Raw genomic sequence first — 21,098 nt, 5'->3', positions numbered from 1 at the left:
GGGGGGTACTGCGGGCACGAGGGCATTTGGGCACTATCTTTCGATATACCAATGCTGTCGAATCGCTCGCACTCGAAGTATCGAGCTTGTGCGTGGACGGGGGCACTAGTTTCGCAAGCTCTGACCAGGCTGATCGTCTTCTGCGACCCGGACGGTCATTTTGGAAACGAGGCGGCGTTTACGTCGTGGGGGCGGCCCTTCGGGACCGCCCCCAAACTTTCTTAGATTGAGCAAATTGCGGCGCGTCAGGCGGCGTCGGCAGTATCGTCGCCATCCTTGACGACTTCGAGCGTCGGTTGCCCGCCGATCGTGATCTTCTTGGGCTTCATCGCTTCGGGCACTTCGCGCACCAGATCGATCACCAGTAATCCGTCGGCGAGGTCAGCGTTGGCAACGCGGACATAGTCGGCCAGTTCGAAACGACGTTCGAAACCGCGATTGGCGATACCGAGGTGGAGCATTTCGCCCTCGCGGCTTTCGTCGCGTTTGCGGCCCTGGATCACCAGCAGGTTCTGCTGCGCGGTGATGTCGATATCGGCAGCGCGGAACCCGGCGACGGCCAGGGTGATGCGATATTCATCCTCGCCGTGACGTTCGATGTTGAACGGCGGGTAGTTGTCGCCCGCATTGTTTCGAACCTGGCTCTCCAGGATATCGAACAGCCGGTCGAACCCGACGGTGGTACGGCGATAGGGGGTGAAATCGAGACGTGACATTGTGCAAATCCTCCATTGAGCAATTCGAATGTTTTGCCGAACCCTGACAGAGGCATCCGGCGTCAGAATTGTCGTCGCCCGGCATCCGGCGCGACGGCACTAGGAATTTAGGATCGGCTCCCTTAGATTCAAGCTTTCGAGACAACGGTTCGGATCGCATCGAATGAATACCCCGCCCATCGTAATCTATACCAAATTCGGCTGCGGCTACTGCTTTCGCGCCAAGCGCTTGCTCGAGAGCAAGGGCGTGGAGTTCACCGAGCATGACATCACGCTGGGTGGCACGAAGCGCGACGAAATGCTGGCGCGCGCGCCAAATGCACGCACGGTGCCGCAAATTTTCATTGGCAATACCCACGTGGGCGGTAGCGACGAGCTCGCCGCGCTCGATCACGCGGGCACGCTCGACACGATGCTGGCCGGCGGATGACCCGCATTGCGCTCCTCCAGATGACCGCCGGGATCGATCCGCATGAAAATGCGGCAACGATCGCCGATGCGATGACGGAAGCGGCCGAAGGCGGGGCGAGGATCATGTTTACCCCGGAAATGAGCGGGCTGCTCGATCGCGACCGCGCGAGGGGAGCCGGGAATATCGTTCCGGAAGAAGAAAACGAAGTTCTCGCCACCGTTCGCGCGACCGCAGACCTGCTCGGCATCTGGGTCGCGATCGGCTCGCTGGCGCTGAAAGGCGATGGCGAGCGGTGGGTCAACCGATCGATCCTGGTCGACGACACCGGCAGTATCGTCGCCCGGTATGACAAGATCCACATGTTCGACGTCGACCTGGCATCGGGCGAGAGCTGGCGGGAATCGAATGCCTACAAGCCGGGCAAGAAGATCGTCACGGCGGAAACTCCCGTCGGTAAGCTCGGTCTCTCGATCTGTTACGACATCCGGTTTCCCGCTGTTTATGAATCGCTTGGGCGCAAGTCCTGCGACGTCATCGCGATTCCCGCTGCGTTTACCGTCCCGACCGGTGAAGCGCACTGGCACCTGCTCCAGCGCGCCCGCGCGGTCGAAGCGAGCGCCTATGTCGTCGCTGCAGCGCAAGTGGGCAAGCATGCCGACGGGCGCAGCACTTACGGCCACAGCATGGTGGTCGACCCGTGGGGCGATGTCCTGCTCGATATGGGCGGCGAACAACCCGGCGTGGGCTTCGCCGAGATCGACCCCGCACGGATTGCGGAGGTCCGCGCGCAGTTGCCGAGCCTTGCCAACCGGCGGGAAATCGCCAACTAGGCGGGCGCAATGATCGTTTTCGACCTCACCTGCGACAACGGGCACCGGTTCGAAGGATGGTTCGGATCTTCGGAGGATTTTGCACGCCAGCAGGAGCGCGGGCTCGTCGTTTGTCCTACGTGCGACAGTGTGGCAGTGGCAAAGGCGCCGATGGCACCAGCAGTAGGCGCAAAGGGCAACCAACGGGCCGACGAAGCAACCACGCCACGCGCGCCGGTGAAATCGGGCAAGATCCCGCCGCAGGTCGAGCAAGCCATCAAGGCGCTGGCGCAGGCTCAGTCAGAAGCGCTCAAGCAAAGCACATGGGTCGGCGATCGCTTCGCCGAGGAGAGCCGCGCGATGCATTATGGCGAGCGCGACCAGGTGCCGATTCACGGGCAAGCGACCAAGGGCGAGGCCGAAGCGCTGCTCGACGAAGGTATCGCAGTTGCTCCTTTGCCGTTCCCGGTCGCTCCGCCCGACGATCTCAACTGACCCCGCGAACGCCCTTGGCAGACGGGCAGGCGCGCCTTAAACGGCGCGACGGCGCGCCCGTAGCTCAGCAGGATAGAGCACCAGATTCCTAATCTGGGGGCCACAGGTTCGAATCCTGTCGGGCGCACCATTTCCCGGCGCCGCTATTTTGTAGCCGCCAGCTCCTTTGCATCCTCCCGCAAAGCGGTATCGATGGCATTAGCCCCGGCACCGTCGTTTCCGGCGATGTCGATCCCGTCGCGTTGCATCCTGAGGTGCCAGCCACCGAATTCCTTGCAGGCAATGCCGGACACGTCAGCCCGCGCGAATATCCTACAAGGTGCCTTGCCGGGGCCAGCGAAATCGCCGAGGATTCGCGTTCCCGCTTGGGACGACTTGCTGTCCAGCGCTTGCTCGAGCGGACCGGCAGCAAAGCTCAGCCCGTTCCGTGTCTCGACCACTCCCTGCGCTCCTGGCGCAAGGTAACGGATCGCCAGCGCCGCAATCGCGGCAAGCGCAAGTAACCGGATGGCCCGTCGTAACGTTCGGCTGCGGTCGATCATCATTGCTTCGAGTCCTCTTTCCATTCTCGCCGAAAGAGCGGCTTGCGGCACCCACCTGCCAGTTTGTCGCACCAATCGCCAATTAAGCCTTGAATCGGCGACTCGGGTGTGATTCAACCATTAACCATGACGCGGGAAGGGCACCGGATCATTTCAGGCAAGGAGCGGGCGATGCAGGCCGTCGCGCTGACGTGCCTGCTTATTCTCGGCGGTCTCGCGATCGCCGGCCCGAGCGGGTTGCTCGCATGGAGCGAGAACCTGCGCCTGCTCGACAAGCGTCACGCGCAGATCGCCAAGCTCGAACACCAGCACAGCGAACTCAAGAGCACGGTCGATGCACTCGATCCGCGCCACGTCGATCCCGACCTTGCCGGGGAGCTCGTGCGCAAGAATCTCAACGTAGTTCACCCCGACGAAGTGGTCATCACGCTCGACCATGACGACGGGGACGGTTTCGATACCGGTCACTAATAAGACCTCCCAGACATTGTTGTGACATCGGCGTTTTCGTATGCACAGCGTTGCGCCGCGAAGGGCCTTGCGCCATAGGCAATTCGCGACCCACGGGCCGAACCGGCCCGGTATAATCAAGACCACGAGGTAAGCGAATTGGCCAAACCCGCCAGCAAGCGAAAGACTCCGGCAGCGCCCACGAAGGCTGCTCCCAAGGCATCTGCCGAGCCGGTTGTCGACGACGAATTCGCACTGCATTCGCTGCAGGAAGAGCACCAGCGCGAACCACGCTACAAGGCGAGCGACGAGCAGTTGCTGCACTTCTACGAACAGATGCTGCTGATCCGCCGTTTCGAGGAACGGGCAGGGCAGCTCTACGGCCTCGGCCTGATCGGCGGCTTCTGCCACCTCTATATCGGCCAGGAAGCCGTCGCGATCGGGCTGCAGAGCGCGCTCGACAACGACCGCGACAGCGTGATCACCGGCTATCGCGATCACGGTCACATGCTCGCTTACGGCATCGATCCCCGGATCATCATGGCCGAGCTGACCGGCCGCGAGGCCGGGATCTCGAAGGGCAAGGGCGGCTCGATGCACATGTTCAGCACCGAGCACAATTTCTACGGCGGCCACGGCATCGTCGGCGCGCAGGTCTCGCTCGGCGGCGGGCTGGCGCTCGCGCACCAGTACCGCGACGACGGTGGCATTTGCCTCGCCTACTTCGGAGATGGCGCGGCCAACCAGGGCCAGGTCTACGAAACCTTCAACATGGCCAGTTTGTGGAAGCTGCCGATCGTGTTCGCGATCGAGAACAACCAGTACGCGATGGGCACCGCGGTCAAGCGCTCGAGCGCGGAAACCGAGTTCTATCGCCGCGGCACCGCGTTCCGTATCCCGGGAATGGACGTGAACGGGATGGACGTGCTCGAAGTGCGTCAGGCGGCCGAAGTGGCCTTCAAGCACGCGCGCGAAGGCAATGGCCCGGTCCTGCTCGAGCTCAACACCTATCGCTATCGCGGTCACTCGATGTCCGACCCGGCGAAATACCGCACCCGGGAAGAAGTGCAGGACCAGCGCGAACACAACGACCCGATCGAGCGCGCCAAGAAGGAACTGATCGAACGCGGCATGACCGAAGACCAGCTCAAGGACATCGACAAGCGCATCCGCGCGACCGTGGCCGAAGCCGCCGATTTTGCCGAGAATTCACCTGAACCGGGCCCGGCCGAGCTCTACACCGACGTGCTGGTGGGGAGCTACTGAGATGGCGATCGACCTCAAGATGCCCGCGCTGTCTCCGACAATGGAGGAAGGTACGCTGGCCAAGTGGCTGGTGAAGGAAGGCGACGCCGTTTCCGCCGGAGATATCCTCGCCGAGATCGAGACCGACAAGGCAACGATGGAATTCGAAGCGGTCGACGAAGGCACGATCGGCAGCATTGTCGTGCCCGAAGGGACCGAGAACGTGAAGGTCGGCGAAGTGATCGCCACGTTGCAGGGGGAGGGCGAAGAGGCCGCTCCCGCGCCTGCAGCAAAGCCTGAACCTGTTGCTGAGCCAAACACACCGGCTCCGGAACCCGCCGCCGCTCGCGCACCTGCGCCGTCGCTCGCTCGCGATCCCGAAGTGCCCGAAGGCACCGCAATGGTCTCGATCAGCGTGCGCGAAGCGCTACGTGATGCGATGGCCGAGGAAATGCGCGCCGATGACCGCGTGTTCGTGATGGGCGAGGAGGTCGCGCAGTACCAGGGCGCTTACAAGGTCACGCAGGGATTGCTCGACGAGTTCGGCCCGCGGCGGGTGATCGACACCCCGATCACCGAATACGGCTTCGCCGGGATCGGTACCGGGGCGGCGATGGGCGGCCTGCGGCCGATCGTCGAGTTCATGACGTTCAACTTCGCGATGCAGGCGATCGACCACATCATCAATTCGGCGGCCAAGACCAATTATATGTCGGGTGGGCAGATGCGTTGCCCGGTGGTGTTCCGTGGCCCAAACGGCGCGGCGAGCCGGGTCGGCGCGCAGCACAGCCAGAACTACGGCCCGTGGTACGCCAGCGTTCCCGGCCTCATCGTGATTGCGCCATATGACGCGGCGGACGCCAAGGGCCTGATGAAGGCCGCGATCCGCTGCGAAGACCCGGTAGTGTTCCTCGAAAACGAGCTGGTCTATGGGCGCAGCTTCGAGATCCCCGACATCGACGACTACGTGCTGCCGATCGGCAAGGCGCGGATCGTGCGCGAGGGCAGCGACGTGACCATCGTCAGCTATTCGATCGGCGTCGGCTTCGCACTCGAAGCCGCCGAGACGCTCGCCGGGGAAGGCATTTCGGCAGAAGTGATCGATTTGCGCACGCTGCGCCCGCTCGACACCGCAACCGTGCTGGCAAGCCTCGCCAAGACCAATCGCCTGATCGTGGCGGAAGAAGGCTGGCCGACGTGTTCGATTTCATCGGAAGTCATCGCACTGTGCATGGAGCAGGGCTTCGACCACCTCGATGCGCCCGTGCTGCGTGTAACCGACGAGGACGTGCCGCTGCCATACGCTGCAAACCTCGAAGCACAGGCCTTGATCAACCCCGAGAAGATCGCCGCCGCTGCCAGGAAGGTGTGCTACCGCGATTGAGCTGGCCGCGTTAGCTGACCAGCGCCGATGCTCCATTGTATTGGTCGCAGCTGGCGACCGGAGCCGGATTGTTGGTGTCGCGCTGGTAGACTTGCGTGAGGTCGCGATTCTGCCGCACGTTAAAGGCGGCGATCGCGTGCAGCTCTTTCGCGGTGGTGAATGCCGCGCCAATTATCGGCTGGTAATCGTACTCCACCTCGACGAACATCACTGCCTCGCCTTTGTCGGCGGTGATTTCCTGGCCCGCTGGTCCCATGCCAGGGAACGCGCTGCTCAGCCCGTCGCCCGCGACGCCGTAAGTCGATGCGAAATGCTTCATACCCGCGCAGCGCTGCCAGTGGATGTATTGATCGCTGTCAGTGTTCGGCACGACCTCGAGGCTGGATAGGATCACCCGCCCGTGGTTGTAGAGGTCGAACGAATTTCCGCCCTGGACCGTTGCGCCGTAGAGCAGGTCGTCGATATCGCTTTCGTAGATCTTGGTCTCGCCTAGCAGCGAGTTTTCGCCCACGCGCGAGGCGTTGTCGGCGATCAACACTGCGATCTGGTTGACCCGCATCTGCTGGAGCGCCTGGTTGGCGGATTCCGCACCCCACAGGCCCGCCGTAAGCAGGACCGGGGCCGCGAGCGCGAATTCGGTCGCCGCGGTACCCGAGAGCGATTTGCGCAGGCGCGATAAAAGCTTGCGAACAGCGTTCATGGGCAATTCCCCACTTTGGCCGGCACATACTGGTCCGCATAGGGCTGGTTACGCAGCACGGTGCTTGCCTGGGTCGTGAACGTCGGGGACAGGCCGACGAAGTTGGCTGCACCGAAGGCGCGGGGATATGTCACCGTCACGATGTAGAGTACCGCATCGCGCGCGCCTCCCCCTCCGGAAACGCCGCGGTCCGCATCCCAGACGCCGTTGCCGTTGGCATCCTCGAACGGTTCGCCGTTGTCGCACATGCCGTCCCCGTCGATGTCGGTGTAATCTTCCGGCTGGTGGACGTCGCTGAAGTCGGTGTAGGCGCGCCGCGAAAACGTCACCGTCGCATCGGGCTTGAGCATGTGCACGGCATTAGTGACCCGGGCATCGATCTGGCTGGAGGTTTGCGTCGCACCCTCGATCGTCGAGGCTCGGGCGGCTGTCTGGATGGCACCCTGGAGCTGCGACTGGATATAGAAGTTGTAGCCCATCTCGAACATGCCGAGGACCATCAGCAGCAGCACCGGAGCGACCAGCGCAAACTCTACAAGTGCGGCACCGCGGCTATCGCCAAACAGGTTGCGAAGCGCCCTCATTTCTGAATCCGCAGGTCGCTCATGTTATTGACGATGGTCGCAAACGTGGCGTTGAGTTCGGTCGCATCCGCTGCTTCGAAGTAGTGCCCGGGGCCCGCGCAATCCTTCATGATCGGGTTGAGCGTAGTGCCGAAGCCAATAATCCAAACGGTGATGTTCTTCTTCTTCACTTCGTTGCACACGTAGGTGAAGCGCGCCTCGACCGTCTGCTTCAAGGTCATCGGGGAGGATGGCGACCAGCGGCGCTGATCCACCGGCTCGAAGCCGTAGCTCGAATAGCTCAGGTCGTAGGGCTCGGTCATCCCGTCGGTCAGGAAAATGAGGTTGCGGCTGGTCGGTGACGACGGACTGACATCGGCGTTTTCGCTCGCGAACAGTCCGGTTGGCGAGATGAGCCGTCCGCCCCAGATCATGCCGATATCGTGATACGTGCTTCCCTGCGCCTTGAGGCTCGCGAGGTAGTTGTCGAGCTGGGTGGAGGTCAGCTGCGTAAGCTTCATCGCCGGGGGCGGGCAGGCAGCCGTGCCCAGCTGGGCCGGATTTACGTATTCGTCGGTCGTGATAACTTGCTGGGTGGTGAACGATCCGCTGCCGTCATACTTCTTCGACCGACCATAGATCACTCCGGGATATTCCGGCCGCCACTGGGTGGAAGGATCTGTCGGGTCGGGCACCCGATCGATATCGAGATCGAGCGCCTTGCTCAGGTCGACGTTCGAATAGTCGGAAATCTCGTAGGTATCGCGCTCTTCCATGCACCCGTTCGACGAATTCCGCCAATCGGAGACATCCATCGTGATGGGCTTGTAGCGCCATGAAAATGTCGTGACGTACGCCGGATGGGTGACCGCGTTGTAAGCCTCGACGTAGTTGGTCATCTGGGTTGCGACGACCGTGCACTGGGTTCCGGCCAGCACTGTCGAATAGGTCGTGCCGTTGGTGGTCTGCTGGTAAGTCTTGACTGTCGCGGTACCGGATGGCGGACCGGCCCAGTTCTCCGTCGAGCTTCCAATCTGCTTGGTGGTCACGGTCACCGTATCGCTCGGTTTGTCCTGGCAAGAATAGACCCCGTCGGCCAGGTTGGCCGAGTAGGTCGAAACGTTGCTGGTCGTCTTGGTGCCCGACACGTAGACTAAGGGGGTAGTGTCCGTTTGCTTGCCGACGGTTTGCCCGGTGGGGATCGATTCGCGCGATTGGTAGGTCCACGTGTTCGTTACCCAGTCGTCTGCGAGTAGCGCCCCGACGTTGACGTTGGTCGAATAGGGCACGAACCCGATGCGGATTCGCGTTCCGGCAGCGGCCGATGCCTGCAACTGGTCGTAGAAACTGTGCACGGTGGACTTGAGCTCGTCGATCTTGGACATCGAGTCGCCCGGATTGGTCTGGTTCATCGACCCGGTGACATCGAGCACCATCATCACGTCGGTATTGGGGAAGTTGATCTGCGCCTGGCAGTCCACCGCCACTGGCACGTTGTTGTACCCGAATGCCTGCATGATCAGCGTCGGCACATCGACGGTCGCGTGGCCTGAAATCGCGTAGTTGGTGTCGAGCGTCATCGCGAATGTACGGTTCTTGGTGCCATATGCGCCGGAAACGAAATTGACGTTGAAGAACCGGTTGCCGGTATCGGCGACATCTGTCGGAATATCCCCTGTCACGACTGCTTGCGAACCAAGGCGCTTGCGTGCCGCGAGCACGCCGGCGTCGCAAGCCTGCTGCAGGCGGGCCTGGGCAAGATAGGAACGGCCAAGATCAACCCCGCCGCCGACCATCGCCACCAGCGGCGCGATCGAGGCAGCGATGATCATCAGCGTATTGCCCGCAGTGTCGCGAGCAAGCCGCTGGAGGAATCCCTTCCAGTTTGCCGGAGACGAGGTGCGATCTTCCTTCACACCATCGCACATACCCGCGCGCGCGTGTCCGCATCGCGAACGAAGAAGGTTAACCAGACCTATTCAGTGATCGAACGCGATGCCAACAACATACTGTTGTTAAACGATTTCTTTGACTTAATATTGCAGCTTCCTGCGATTAAACCCTGGGCAGGGTAAAAGGCGTGCGCGTTGTTTGCACCGCGAAATCGCAGTACGCAGACCGCCAACGATCGCGAGAATTGAGGATCAGGAAACCGTCGAGTTCGGATCGAACATGTAGATATCGCGCTGATAGTTGATCGACGGGGCAACCTGGCCGACCAGCGGGATATTGAACGGCGGCTTGTAGCTCAGCTTGACCAGCATCTGCTTCACGCCGTCGACTTGCGTAGTGACTGGCGTGACCGTCACGTTCAGCGAGCCCGGATCGAGATTGTACTTGCCGCTCGTTGCGACATAGACCGCGCGTGCCTGCAAGGCGGAAGCGTCGAGCTTGTCTCCGCGCTGGTATTCGACCATCGCGAACCGGCTCATATCAGCCAGGATGTTACGCGCCGCGTTGTAGTTCTGGACATAGAACCCGACCATCACCGTGCCGACCAGCAGCCCGATAAAGGCGGGGGCGAGCAGGGCGAATTCGACCAGCGCAGCCCCGCGGCGATCGGTCCGGAAGGCACGGAAAATCTTGCGCATGGCCATCACCCCACCTGCACCAGGCGTGTTACCGAGTAGTTGATCGGCTTGGAGATCCCGTAGTTCGCCCATGTCGGGGTGTAGGTTCCGGTGAAGGTTGCCTGCACGAACTGGTAGACCTGCTGCCCGGTCGAGCAACTCGATGCGGAATCATACAGCTGCGATGAGTTTCCGCAGCGATACTTTCCCGCCAGTGTAATGTCCGAAGCCGGGATCTGTGTCGATGCTGCAAGCATATCCTTGAGCTTGGTAGAGCTCACGCCCGATCCGGCCGAAGCGGCCATAATGATCGATTCGGCTTCGTTGGCGGCGCTCTGCAGTTCCTGCTGGCGCGACACCAGCGTGCCGACCTCGAAGATGCCGATCGCCATCATCGCCAGGATCGGCGCGACCAGCGCCGTCTCGACCGCCATCGTTCCCGTGCGGCTGCGCTTCAGGTGGCGCACCAGCGCGATCATGCCACCAGCCTCACGCCGGGGATCGAATTGATGGAATTGGTCTCGCTATCGTCGCACAACGTCTGGAGGTAGGCGCCACCGCTCACCTTGATCGTGTAGGACGTGATCTGGAAACACAGGCCGTCAGCAGCCTGCGCAGCACCGTTCACGGTCATGTCTCCTTTGGGCAAGTGAATCTTGCCCTGGATATGCGTGTTGGCGTTACCGTTGATGATATTGCTCGTCTCGATATCCGAGTTGTCCGAGATGATCAGCATGTTCTCGTACTTGCTGGCGAAGTCGGAATCGTACCCGGCCGCGAGCAGGTCCGAAGACTGCATCGGCGTGAGGTTGAGCGAGCTCTTTACATTGGTGTCGTTGCCGGTGCCGTTTGCGCCGCTGCCACCCAGCTTCAGGCTCGCGCCATCAAGCAGGACGAACATTACCTTGTAGCCGGCGACGACCGCGTTGGCGGTCAGGTCGAGCGTGCCCTTCACGTAATATATGCCCGAAGCGAACGTGGTATTGCACTTGACCACGATGCCATCGGCATAAAGGCCAGGCGTCGGATTGGCCTGCTTGGGATTGCCGTTCGAGCAGGCATAGGTCTTGCTCGGCTCGTCATCCGGCACAGGCGGGGCGAACAGGTCGTTGGTGTAATTGCCGATCGACTGATCGACCACGAGGTTGCCAGTGAAGTTCGATGAAACGTCGGCTGCGTCCTGGTTGCAAACGGTCAACGTATTGATGTCGATGGTGGCGTTCTGGTCGAACTGGACAGCCCCGGGCTCGCACGAGATCGCCATCACGCCGCAGTTTGCGATAACCGTCGCACCGTTGCCGATCGTGAAGGTGCCGGAAGCGTTTTTCTTCAGCGTGCGCAGGCATGCCTTGTGATCGGTGCCTTCCTTGTAGGCCGCTTGGGCTTTGGCATAGATCCGGCTGGTGCGGTTCATCAGCATACCGGTAAACGGCAGTTCCACATCGACATACGAGCTGACCACAACTGAGTTGTCGGTCCCGCCCGAATAGGACGCAAGCTGGATGTCGGGCGTTGCAGCCTTGCCGTTGGTGACCTGAAGGTTCGCGTTGAATTCGCGCGTTGCCCGGTTCTGGTAGCTCGATCCGGTATCCTTGTAGGCCAGCGACCACGCACCCGCGATCGCCCCTTGGTCGACCGCGTGCTGCAATTCGCGCTGCATCATGTACCATTGCGCTGTATCGACGCCGTAGCCGGTCGCCCCGATCAATGCCGGCATGGCGAACAGCGTCATCATCGTTGCGTTGCCCGAAGTGCTCTTGGCAAGGGCGCGCATCCGTCGATTGAATTTGGCGATCATCTCTACCTCAGGCACAAGATTGGAGATAACCCCCTAGAGAAGTTGGGTTTGCGAGATGCAAAACAACAGGGTTAATCGAATATGACCGTCAATGCCTGAGCTCTTGAACGAACCACTGCCTCCTGAGCGCAACCTCGCGCTGGCCTATATGGACGGCCAGCTCCGGCCGGCAGCAAGTGCTGCGTTCGCGCTCGATGCACGGCTCGCAGCATTGGTGGCTCAGGCGAGCGAACCGCTGCTGGCGCAGATGCGGCTGGCGTGGTGGCGCGACCAGCTTCGGCTGAAGCCATCGGAGCGGGCGCTGGGTGAACCATTGCTCGCTGCGTTTGGCCAACATTGGACAGGGCAGGAAGGTGTGCTCTTGGCAATGGTCGATGCTTGGGAGGAATTGCTCGGTGACGCGCCGCTTCCGAAATCCGCTATCGCGCGGTTCGCAGAGGGGCGGGCGCAAGCATTCGCTGCGTTGGCGCGCCTCGCCGCGATGGATCGATGGGCCGCTGATTGCGTGCGCGCCGCACAACGCTGGACACTGGCAGACTTCGCCCTGCACACCGGGAACGGCGAGGAACGGGACCTAGCACGCGCTCTTGCAACCGAGTTCGACCGACCGAAGCGCTTGCCCAGGCAGCTGCGGGGGCTTGCCATCCTCGAATCCCTTGCAACCCGCTCGCTGGCAAACGGGAGGCCGCTCATGGAGGGCCGCAGCGGCGCGATGCTCGCGTTGCGGGTTGGCTTGTTCGGACGATAGCTTATGATGGCCGCTCGATCGCACAATCGGCCGGAGAATCAGGCGCATGAACAGGCTCGTCCTGGGTGCGGTGCTCGCCCTTGTGTTTGCCGGGATCGGCCTGTTCTGGTGGCAGGGCAGGGCAGCGGTTGAACAAGGCGCGCCGCCGCCTATGGTCGGACCACCGATCCCCGATCCGAGCGACCTGCCGACAGATATTGCCAGCGATGTCCACGGGCCAACTCCGCCCGAAGCGAGCGGACTGACGCGCGAGCAGCAGCGCTTCTTCCGCTACGACCGCAACCGCGACCTCAAGATTACCCGTAACGAGATGCTCTCGACCCGCTCGGACGCCTTTCGCAAGCTCGATACGAACGGGGACAACCTGCTCACGTTCGAGGAATGGGCCCACGTCACCGCCGAGCGGTTCGACAAGGCCGACAAGAACCACGATGGCGAGCTGACCCAAGCCGAATTCGCGACGACTGCGACGAAACCGGCCAAAGGCAAGCCAACCTGCAAGTGCTGATCAGGCGGGAACGGCGTCCATCGCTTCCAGCCATGCGCCGAAATCGGCCTTCGCCCGATCGGTGTAGGCCTCCTTGCGCGCCTTCTTCTTCACCTCGTGAAGCGGCGGGAACAGCCCGAAATTGACGTTCATCGGCTGATAGCTATCCGATTCAGCATCGCCGGTAATGTGCGCCAGCAGCGCGCCCATTGCGGTGGTGCGCGGGGGAGGGCTCCACTCGGTGCCCGCCAGCTCGTTTGCGATCATCATCCCCGCCAACAAACCGACTGCGGAGCTTTCGACGTACCCCTCACACCCGGTAATCTGCCCGCCGAAGCGAATGTGATCGGCACCCTTCAGGCGCAGCTGGCGGTCGAGGACGAGCGGTGAATTGATGAAGGTGTTTCGGTGTAGCCCGCCAAGTCGCGCAAACTCGGCGTTTTCAAGGCCCGGAATCGTGCGGAACAGCTCCACCTGCGCGCCGTATTTGAGCTTGGTCTGGAAGCCGACCATGTTCCACAGCGTGCCGAGCTTGTTGTCCTGCCGCAACTGGACCACGGCATATGGCCAGCGTCCTTGCGGGAACTCGGGCGTCGCATCGCGCGGATTGTCGAGCCCCACCGGCTTCATCGGGCCGAACCGTAAGGTCTCGGGTCCGCGCGCCGCCATGACTTCGATCGGCATACACCCCTCGAAATAGGGGGTGTCGGCCTCCCACTCGCGGAATTCGGTCTTCTCGCCGTCGAGTAGGCCCTGCACGAAGGCTGCGTACTGCTCGCGGGTCATCGGGCAGTTGATGTAATCCTTGCCCGAACCCTTGTTCCAGCGGCTCTGGAACCATGCCACATCCATGTCGATGGAGTCCCGATGGACGATCGGGGCGATTGCATCGAAAAACGCGAGGCTGTCCTCGCCGGTCGCATTGGCGATGCTTTGGGCAAGCGACTTCGCGGTCAGCGGACCGGTTGCGACAAGCGTCAGTCCGGAAGCGGGCAGGGCATCGACCCGTTCGCGCACGATGGTGAGGTTCGGGTGTTCTTCCAGCGTGCGCTGCACCCCGGCCGAAAACACGTCGCGATCGACAGCCATCGCCGAACCGGCCGGGACACGCGCGGTTTCACCTGCTTGCATGATGATCGAGTCCAATCGCCGCATCTCGTGGTGCAGCAAGCCGACTGCATTCTTCTCATCATCATCGGATCGGAACGAGTTGGAGCAGACCAGCTCAGCCAGGCCATCTGTTTGGTGCGCAGGAGTCATCTCACCGCTGCCGCGCATCTCGGACAGGCGCACCTTGAATCCGCGCCGCGCGAGCTGCCACGCTGCCTCGCTTCCGGCCAAGCCGCCGCCGATGATGTGGACGTCGTGATTCATGGGCTGCCCGACTAGGCGCGCTATCCCCGCCCGGCAAGCGCCAAGCGATTGCGCACGATGTCCGATTGCGGCACTCGGTTGCAAGGAGGAGCATTGCACCCGTGTCGAGACACCCCCTGATCGAGAACCGACCCTGGCTGCTTGCCAGCATTGCTGCGGCGATCGCCTTTTTCACCTTGCCGGTAACGCTCCAGGGCGGTGTCTATGCGATGGCCATCAAGGGACTCGCGGTGGGCCTGTTGGTGCCCTACGCGCTCCAGCGAAAGCGCACGACCGACGGGCTGCTGCTGGCGCTGGTAATGGCGTTGGGGGCGGCGGGCGATGTCGCAATGGAGCTCGATACCGTCATCGGTGGAGCACTGTTCTTTGCAGGACACCTTTTCGCCATCGCGCTCTACTGGCGTAATTGCCGCATAGGCCCGACTGGATCGCAGCGCGGCGCGGCGCTGGCGCTGCTGGTAATGACGCCGCTTGTCTCATGGATGCTGGCACTCGATCCCGGCGTCGCGGTCTATGCATTTGCGCTGGGGGGAATGGCCGCGACCGCATGGCTCAGCCGGTTCAGTCGATATCGCGTCGGGATCGGTGCCGTGCTGTTCGTCGTCTCCGACTGGCTGATCTTTGCGCGGCTGGGCGGAGTCTTGCCCGAAACGGTCACCGGGTGGCTGATCTGGCCGATCTACTACACGGGCCAGTTGATGATCTGCACGGGGGTAATCCGCGGCTTGAGGCGCGATCACGCAGCGTAGGCGGCAATCGTCGTGCGGTGCAGTTCGCGCCGGTATCCTTCATAGCCGCCAGTCGCCTTGTGAAGCACCGAACGGTTGTCCCACATCACCAGCATCCCCGGCTCCCACTTCTGGGCAAAGACGAACCGCTCGCCGCCCTGCCAGGCTTGCAGCTCGCGCAAGAGGGGGAGGGCGTCTTCCTGCGCCATTCCGTCGATCCCGATAATGTAGCCCAGTGTCGAGAAGAACGCGCGTTTGCCGGTTTCGGGATGGGCGGGAACCAGCGGGTGCAGCCGCGTTTCCATCGCGGATTCACCGGGCCGAATATCCATCGAGCGGCCCTTGTCCTTCGCGCCGTAGGTACCGTCTGGCGCATAGGCGTAGCGCGCCGAATGTATCGCTACGAGCTCGCCAATCTCGATCTTTCGCGCTTCGGGCAGGGCCTCCCACGCTGCGACCTGGTTGGCGAACAGCGTGTCGCCACCCGTCGGTGGCACATCGATCGCCAACAGGCACGTTCCCGCAGGCGGATGGTCCTGGAAGCTCCAGTCGCTGTGCCAGTTTTCCGCGAACAGCGGCGCGGTCTCGTCGGCCTCGCGGCGGATCGCGGCGATGTGCTTCCGCCCTGGAATCGGGGCAAAGAACGGATCTTCGCCAAACCCGCCCATCGCCAGGGTGAAGCGTTCCAGCGCGTCGTCGTCCATCCGCTGGTTGGGGAACGCAAGCACCAAGTGCTCGAGCCATGCCGAGCGGATCGCAGCAATCGTCGCGCTATCGAGCGGACCGGCAAGGTCGACGCCGGTTACGGTTGCGCCGCAGGCCTTCCCCGATGGCACGACCGTGATGGTCACGAGTTCCCGCCGCCTTCCATGTCGTCGTCGCTCTGCGGCGGGGTGTAGGGCTCGGTTTGCTCGCTATCGCGCCCCACCATCTCTTCGACGACCGCCTCTTCGGCCTCGTCTTCCGGCTCTTCTTGCTCGTCCAGCCGCACCGCACTGACAATCTGCTCGCCCTCGGCAACATCGAACAGCCTGACACCCGCCGAGCTACGCCCGATCACACGTAGGCTATCAAGCCCGATGCGGATCAGCTTGGCCTGGTCGGTCACCAGCATCAGTTGGTCGGCCTGTGTCGCGTTAAAGCTCGCCACGACCGGGCCGTTGCGCTTGATGTTGTCGATATTGGTGATGCCCTGGCCACCACGCCCGATCCGGCGGTATTCGTAGGCCGAGGACATCTTGCCATAACCGTTGGCGCACACGGTCAGGATGAACTGTTCCTTTTCCGCCAATTCGGCGAAGCGTTCAGCCGAAAGATCGGGTTCACCTTCCTTGTCGGCCTTCCAAGGTGCGAACCGCAGGTACTGTTCACGTTCCTCGGATTCGGTGCCGACCTTATGCAGGATCGATAGCGAAACGACCTCGTCGCCGTCCTTCAGGTTCATGCCGCGCACCCCCGTCGAGGTGCGGCTGGTGAACTCACGCACGTCCTCTCCGGCAAAGCGGATCGCCTTGCCATTGCGGCTGGCGAGCAGCACGTCATCGGTCGGATCGAGCAGCGCGACCCCGATCAGGTAGTCGGCCGATCCTTCCTCGAACCGCATCGCCAGCTTGCCGTTAGACGGGATGTTGGCGAAGGCGTCCATCGAATTGCGTCGCACGCTGCCCTTGGCGGTGGCGAACACCACCGACAGCGCACCCCAGGTATCCTCGTCTTCGGGCAGGGGAAGGACCGCCGCTATCGTCTCGCCATCGTCGAGCGACGGAAGCAGGTTGACGATCGGCCGCCCGCGCGTGGTCGGGCCTCCCTCGGGCAGCTTCCACACCTTCAGGCGATAGACCTTGCCCGCAGTCGAGAAGAACAGCACCGGGTTATGGGTGCTGGTGACGAACATGTTCGAAACCGCATCTTCTTCCTTCGTCGCCATCCCCGCGCGGCCCTTGCCGCCGCGATGCTGTGCGCGGAAGGTGGAGAGCGGAGTGCGCTTGATGTAACCGTCGAGAGTGACGGTCACGACCATCTCGTCGCGCTCGATCAGGTCTTCGTCTTCGAGCCCGTCCCAAGCGGGTGCGATCTCGCTCACGCGCGGAGTGGCGTAGGTGTCGCGGATTTCCTCCAGCTCCTCGCGCATTACGCCGTAGAGTTTCACCCGGTCTGCGAGGATCGAGAGGTACTCCTCGATCGCGGTCGCCAGCTCCTTGAGTTCATCACCGATCTCGTCACGACCCAGCGCGGTTAGGCGATGGAGTCGTAACTCGAGGATGGCGCGGACCTGGCGTTCGGACAGGCGATACGTGCCGCCCGCTTCGGCGGCGCTCGGCTCGATCGCTTCGACCAATGCAATGTACTGCGCGATTTCCCCGATTGGCCATTCCTTGGCCAGCAGGCGGCTGCGCGCTTCGGCAGGGTTGGACGATCCGCGGATCATCGCAACGACCTCGTCGAGGTTGGACACCGCGACGACCAACCCGAGCAAGACATGCGCCCGCTCGCGTGCCTTGTTCAGTTCGTACTTGGTGCGGCGGGTAATGACCTGCTCGCGGAACTGAATGAACGCCTGGATGATGTCACGCAGGCTCAGCGTTTCCGGCCGGCCGCTGCGGATTGCCAGCATGTTGGCCGGGAAGCTCGCCTGAGCAGGCGTATGGCGCCATATCTGGTTGAGTACCACCTCGGCAGTGGCATCGCGCTTGAGGTCGATGACCACGCGCACGCCGTCACGGTTGGATTCGTCACGGATGTCGGAAATGCCCTCGATCCGCTTGTCCTTCGCCGCTTCGGCGATCTTCTCGACCAGGCCCGCTTTGCCGACCTGGTAGGGGATCGAAGTGAACACGATCGACTCGCGATCGCCGCGCCCCTTCTCGATCTCGTGCCGCGCGCGCATCAGGATCGAGCCGCGCCCGGTTGTGTAGGCCGCTCGTGCGCCCGACTTGCCGAGGATCAGCGGCGCGGTTGGGAAATCCGGCCCGGGGATGATCTCGCACAGCTCTTCGCTGGTGATGCCCGGGCTCTCGATCATCGCCAGGCAGCCGTCGATCACTTCGCCGAGATTATGCGGCGGGATGTTGGTCGCCATGCCGACCGCGATGCCGCCTGCGCCGTTGACCAGCAGGTTGGGGAACCGCGCTGGGAGGACGGTCGGCTCCTGCCGCGAGCCATCGTAGTTGTCGGCGAAATCGACGGTGTCCTTGTCGAGATCGTCAAGCAGCGAATTGGCGACCCGCGCCAGCCGCGCTTCGGTGTAGCGCATCGAAGCCGGCGGGTCGGGATCCATCGAGCCGAAGTTGCCCTGGCCGTCGATCAGCGGCACGCGAAGGCTCCACGGCTGCACCATACGGGCAAGCGCGTCGTAGATCGCACTGTCGCCGTGCGGGTGGTAGTTGCCCATCACGTCGCCGACGATCTTGGCGCACTTGCGGTATGGGCGCCCCGCGACAAAGCCGCCTTCCTGGCTAGCGAACAGGATGCGCCGGTGGACCGGCTTCAAGCCATCGCGCACATCGGGAAGCGCGCGACTGACGATCACGCTCATCGCATAATCGAGGTAACTCGTCTTCATCTCGTCGACGATGTCGACTCGGGCGTAGTCCCCCGACGGGGCAGGCGGGTTCAGGGTTTCGGTTTCGTCGCTCAAGGTATGTTTTCTGACAGTTTCGCGCACAGGGCGCCGGATATGGTTTGAGCCTAGGCCAACGGCCCATTGGTGGCCAGTTTTCGAGGTCTGCAGAGGGGCAAAATCGCGCCGTTTTCCACACTTGCGTGCCGCTCGGCGCAGCCTTGCGATGACGGGATGCTTTCAGTGATGTTCAATGGGCATTCAGCGGATAGATAGCAATGGATTTGCAATGTTCGGTCGAACGCGGCAGTAGCGCGCTCGGACCTATGGCCTGCACCCCCTGCGGGCTTGCAAACCTATCCACCCACGGGAGAAGAATTGATGTCCTCGAATATCCTGCGCCGCAGTGTTTCGCGCATCGGCATGGCAGTTGCGCTCGCTACCGGAACCGCAGTGGTCCTTACCGCCGCCGCGACCCCGGCCTACGCAAAGAAAGACAAGGAAGCAAAGCCCGACTATTCGAAGCCGTTCGTTGCCGCATACCAGCCGTTTGTCAAAAAGCTGCAAGGCGGGGCTGACCCGGCCGAACTGAAGGCCGACCTGCCGGCAGTCGTCGCCACTGCCTCGACCGATGACGACAAGCTCATTGCCGGACAACTGACTTACAACGTGGGGGTCAAGGCGCAGGACCAGGCGATGGAGCGGCAGGGTTTGAACATGATGCTCGATAGCGGCAAGATGCCGCAGGACAATATCGGCAACAACTACTACGTCGCCGCGCAGCTTGCTTACCAAGCACAGGACTGGGCAGATGCGATCAAGCGCGCCAAGCAAGCGGATGCCGCAGGTTTTACCAAGACCAATCCCAACCTCCTGATCGCAGAGGCATATTTTGCGCAAAACCAGACCCAGGCGGGGCTCGATACAATGGATACTGCGATCGCCAAGGAGCAGAGTGAAGGTCAGCCCGTTCCTGAAGACTGGATCAAGCGCGCGCTGTCGATCGCCTATCGCGCCAACCTGAAGGACCCGAGCCTAAAGTATGCAGCGCTGCTGGCTTCGACCTATCCGTCAAAGGACACTTGGGGAGATGCGATTTCGATCGAGCGTACGTTCTATGACTTCGACGGAGCGCCGTTGCTCGACCTGATGCGTCTTGCTGGGCAAACCAACTCGCTGCGTAACAAGCGTGATTACCTCGACTACGTGTTTTCGGGGGATGCTCGCCGTGTCCCTGCGGAAATCCTGAAGGTCATAAACGAAGGTGTAGCAGCGGGGCAGTTGAGTGCCAGCGACATGTCGATCCAGCAGACCAAGGCTGAGGCTGAAAAACAGGCGGCGGCAGACAAGACCGGATTGCCCGAGCTTGGTAGCGATGCCGACAAGCCGAACGCCAACCTTGCTACGCTTGTCGCTGCCGGCGACACCTTCCTGAGCTATGACCAGCCCGCCAAAGCGCTGGGGTACTACGAACGGGCCATCGCATTGCCGGGCGTGGATGCCAACCAGGTCTTGACTCGCATGGGGATCGCCCAGGTCAGAACCGGAAAGTTCACCGAAGCCGAAGCGTCCTTCGCAAAGGTGCAGGGCAACCGCCAGCCGATTGCCAAGTTGTGGGCAGCCTATGCCAAGTCGCAGGCTGACAGTGCTGCTGCGGCCGCACAACCGGCGGCAGCCGCTACGCCGCCAGCGACGGACGGCGACGCAAGCCAGTAAACCGGCACCGATCGGACAAAAAGCAGCGGCGCGCATTCCGATCAGGGTGCGCGCCGTTGTCGATTCAGCGCTGGAGATAGCTCAGCGTAGCCGCTTGATCCATAACTGGTTGCCTTCGCGTCGCTCGGTCTGGAAGTTGGGCAAGGTCTCGATCAGATCGCTGAGCCGCGCATAGCCGTAGTTTCGGGTATCGAAACTCGAGCGATTGCCCGCGCGCTGCCCGACTTCAGACAAGCTTGCATATCCTCGCTCGTCGCGTTTGCTGGCATTGTATGCATCGATCAGCAAGTTGAGCAGGACGTCGCTCAACCCATCAGCCTTGACCGCGTCGGTGGCCTTGCCGTCGTTCTTTTTCTCGGCATCGATCAACGCATCGACATCGATAAAGCGGGTGCACGCTTCGCGGAACCCTTCGGGTGTCTTGGCCCGGCCAAAGCCGTAGACCGGATAGCCGTCTTGCCGGATACGCATGGCGAGCGGCATGAAATCGCTGTCGCTGCTCATCAGGCCGAAGCCCTGGACCCGGCCGCCGAACAGCAGGTCCATCGCATCGATCGTCATCTTCATGTCGGTGGCGTTCTTGCCCTTGGTCAGGTCGAACTGCTGTTGCGGCTCGATCCCGTAGCGGTGGATCCGATCGGTCCATCCCTTAAGCGATGTCTTGCGCCAGTTTCCGTAGGCGCGGCGGATGTTGACCTGGCCGAGCTCGGCAAGGACGGTCAGGACGGGATCGATACCTTCCGCGCGGGCGTTATCCGCGTCGATCAGCAGGGCAATGTTGCGCTGGTTTAAATCAGTCATG

22 protein-coding genes and 1 tRNA gene are annotated in these 21,098 nt (G+C 62.1%); 11 read left to right on the top strand and 12 right to left on the bottom strand.

Annotated elements, in window-relative coordinates; translation table 11 throughout:
- Positions 1-245: 245 nt before the first annotated feature.
- Positions 246-716, bottom strand: a complete 471-nt coding sequence (locus tag CJO11_RS01200; RefSeq protein ID WP_205651084.1) for an Hsp20 family protein — start codon at positions 714-716, stop codon at positions 246-248.
- A 163-nt stretch (positions 717-879) separates the two neighbouring features.
- Between CJO11_RS01200 and grxC the strand changes: the two genes are divergently transcribed.
- The 4 genes from grxC to CJO11_RS01180 all read left to right on the top strand — a co-directional run bounded on the left by grxC (position 880) and on the right by CJO11_RS01180 (position 2,562).
- Positions 880-1,146, top strand: coding sequence for a glutaredoxin 3 (gene grxC / locus CJO11_RS01195; RefSeq protein ID WP_095011069.1), 267 nt, complete (start codon positions 880-882; stop codon positions 1,144-1,146).
- Positions 1,143-1,958 (top strand): carbon-nitrogen hydrolase family protein, encoded by an 816-nt coding sequence (locus CJO11_RS01190; protein ID WP_095011068.1) that lies wholly within the window; start codon positions 1,143-1,145, stop codon positions 1,956-1,958. Before grxC ends, CJO11_RS01190 begins: the two co-directional genes overlap by 4 nt.
- A gap of 9 nt (positions 1,959-1,967) precedes the next feature.
- Positions 1,968-2,432, top strand: a complete 465-nt coding sequence (locus CJO11_RS01185) for a DUF1178 family protein (protein WP_095011067.1) — start codon at positions 1,968-1,970, stop codon at positions 2,430-2,432.
- Positions 2,433-2,485: 53 nt separating this feature from the next.
- Positions 2,486-2,562 (top strand) — tRNA-Arg (locus CJO11_RS01180).
- 13 nt (positions 2,563-2,575) lie between these two features.
- On the opposite strand, the gene CJO11_RS01175 is transcribed toward CJO11_RS01180, so the two are convergent.
- Positions 2,576-2,998 (bottom strand): hypothetical protein, encoded by a 423-nt coding sequence (locus CJO11_RS01175; RefSeq protein WP_150124953.1) that lies wholly within the window; start codon positions 2,996-2,998, stop codon positions 2,576-2,578.
- A 102-nt stretch (positions 2,999-3,100) separates the two neighbouring features.
- Here CJO11_RS01175 and CJO11_RS01170 point away from each other — a divergent pair, with 102 nt between their 5' ends.
- The 3 genes from CJO11_RS01170 to CJO11_RS01160 all read left to right on the top strand — a co-directional run bounded on the left by CJO11_RS01170 (position 3,101) and on the right by CJO11_RS01160 (position 6,053).
- On the top strand, positions 3,101-3,445 hold the full coding sequence (locus CJO11_RS01170) for an FtsB family cell division protein (RefSeq protein WP_240504512.1): 345 nt from the start codon (positions 3,101-3,103) through the stop codon (positions 3,443-3,445).
- 138 nt (positions 3,446-3,583) lie between these two features.
- A complete protein-coding gene (gene pdhA, locus CJO11_RS01165; RefSeq protein WP_095011065.1) occupies positions 3,584-4,690 on the top strand; it encodes a pyruvate dehydrogenase (acetyl-transferring) E1 component subunit alpha in 1,107 nt (368 codons plus the stop codon).
- A 1-nt stretch (position 4,691) separates the two neighbouring features.
- A complete protein-coding gene (locus CJO11_RS01160; RefSeq protein ID WP_095011064.1) occupies positions 4,692-6,053 on the top strand; it encodes a pyruvate dehydrogenase complex E1 component subunit beta in 1,362 nt (453 codons plus the stop codon).
- Positions 6,054-6,063: 10 nt separating this feature from the next.
- On the opposite strand, the gene CJO11_RS01155 is transcribed toward CJO11_RS01160, so the two are convergent.
- The 6 genes from CJO11_RS01155 to CJO11_RS01130 form a co-directional block, all read right to left on the bottom strand.
- On the bottom strand, positions 6,064-6,753 hold the full coding sequence (locus CJO11_RS01155) for a TadE/TadG family type IV pilus assembly protein (protein WP_095011063.1): 690 nt from the start codon (positions 6,751-6,753) through the stop codon (positions 6,064-6,066).
- The gene (locus CJO11_RS01150; RefSeq protein ID WP_095011062.1) at positions 6,750-7,337 is read right to left on the bottom strand and encodes a TadE/TadG family type IV pilus assembly protein; all 588 of its coding nucleotides are present in this window, start codon (positions 7,335-7,337) and stop codon (positions 6,750-6,752) included. The genes CJO11_RS01155 and CJO11_RS01150 overlap by 4 nt, the downstream gene beginning before the upstream one ends.
- Entirely contained in the window at positions 7,334-9,232 is a 1,899-nt protein-coding gene (locus CJO11_RS01145) for a pilus assembly protein (RefSeq protein WP_169829112.1), read from the bottom strand. Before CJO11_RS01145 ends, CJO11_RS01150 begins: the two co-directional genes overlap by 4 nt.
- A 228-nt stretch (positions 9,233-9,460) precedes the next feature.
- Positions 9,461-9,907: a TadE/TadG family type IV pilus assembly protein gene (locus tag CJO11_RS01140; RefSeq protein WP_169829111.1), complete on the bottom strand. Its 447-nt coding sequence runs from the start codon at positions 9,905-9,907 to the stop codon at positions 9,461-9,463.
- 5 nt (positions 9,908-9,912) lie between these two features.
- Positions 9,913-10,365 (bottom strand): TadE/TadG family type IV pilus assembly protein, encoded by a 453-nt coding sequence (locus tag CJO11_RS01135; protein ID WP_095013140.1) that lies wholly within the window; start codon positions 10,363-10,365, stop codon positions 9,913-9,915.
- On the bottom strand, positions 10,362-11,684 hold the full coding sequence (locus CJO11_RS01130) for a pilus assembly protein TadG-related protein (RefSeq protein ID WP_095011059.1): 1,323 nt from the start codon (positions 11,682-11,684) through the stop codon (positions 10,362-10,364). Before CJO11_RS01130 ends, CJO11_RS01135 begins: the two co-directional genes overlap by 4 nt.
- A gap of 91 nt (positions 11,685-11,775) precedes the next feature.
- Between CJO11_RS01130 and CJO11_RS01125 the strand changes: the two genes are divergently transcribed.
- Positions 11,776-12,432: a hypothetical protein gene (locus CJO11_RS01125; RefSeq protein WP_095011058.1), complete on the top strand. Its 657-nt coding sequence runs from the start codon at positions 11,776-11,778 to the stop codon at positions 12,430-12,432.
- Between the two features lie 46 nt (positions 12,433-12,478).
- Complete coding sequence (locus CJO11_RS01120; RefSeq protein WP_095011057.1) at positions 12,479-12,940, top strand: EF-hand domain-containing protein; 462 nt, start codon at positions 12,479-12,481, stop codon at positions 12,938-12,940.
- On the opposite strand, the gene trmFO is transcribed toward CJO11_RS01120, so the two are convergent.
- Complete coding sequence (gene trmFO, locus CJO11_RS01115; protein ID WP_095011056.1) at positions 12,941-14,293, bottom strand: methylenetetrahydrofolate--tRNA-(uracil(54)-C(5))-methyltransferase (FADH(2)-oxidizing) TrmFO; 1,353 nt, start codon at positions 14,291-14,293, stop codon at positions 12,941-12,943. It lies immediately after the preceding gene.
- 101 nt (positions 14,294-14,394) lie between these two features.
- Here trmFO and CJO11_RS01110 point away from each other — a divergent pair, with 101 nt between their 5' ends.
- The gene (locus CJO11_RS01110) at positions 14,395-15,042 is read left to right on the top strand and encodes a lysoplasmalogenase family protein (RefSeq protein ID WP_095011055.1); all 648 of its coding nucleotides are present in this window, start codon (positions 14,395-14,397) and stop codon (positions 15,040-15,042) included.
- Here the strand turns inward: CJO11_RS01110 and CJO11_RS01105 are convergent.
- Both CJO11_RS01105 and gyrA read right to left on the bottom strand, forming a co-directional pair.
- A complete protein-coding gene (locus tag CJO11_RS01105; protein ID WP_095011054.1) occupies positions 15,030-15,872 on the bottom strand; it encodes a TauD/TfdA dioxygenase family protein in 843 nt (280 codons plus the stop codon). The genes CJO11_RS01110 and CJO11_RS01105 overlap by 13 nt on opposite strands.
- The gene (gyrA, locus tag CJO11_RS01100; protein ID WP_095011053.1) at positions 15,869-18,658 is read right to left on the bottom strand and encodes a DNA gyrase subunit A; all 2,790 of its coding nucleotides are present in this window, start codon (positions 18,656-18,658) and stop codon (positions 15,869-15,871) included. The genes CJO11_RS01105 and gyrA overlap by 4 nt, the downstream gene beginning before the upstream one ends.
- A 303-nt stretch (positions 18,659-18,961) precedes the next feature.
- Here gyrA and CJO11_RS01095 point away from each other — a divergent pair, with 303 nt between their 5' ends.
- Positions 18,962-20,296, top strand: a complete 1,335-nt coding sequence (locus CJO11_RS01095) for a hypothetical protein (protein WP_095011052.1) — start codon at positions 18,962-18,964, stop codon at positions 20,294-20,296.
- 81 nt (positions 20,297-20,377) lie between these two features.
- On the opposite strand, the gene CJO11_RS01090 is transcribed toward CJO11_RS01095, so the two are convergent.
- Positions 20,378-21,097: an NYN domain-containing protein gene (locus CJO11_RS01090; RefSeq protein WP_095011051.1), complete on the bottom strand. Its 720-nt coding sequence runs from the start codon at positions 21,095-21,097 to the stop codon at positions 20,378-20,380.
- Between the last annotated feature and the right edge of the window lies 1 nt (position 21,098).

The organism is Tsuneonella mangrovi, assembly GCF_002269345.1.
Lineage (GTDB): Bacteria > Pseudomonadota > Alphaproteobacteria > Sphingomonadales > Sphingomonadaceae > Tsuneonella > Tsuneonella mangrovi.
This window is presented reverse-complemented; position numbering and strand designations above follow the sequence as displayed.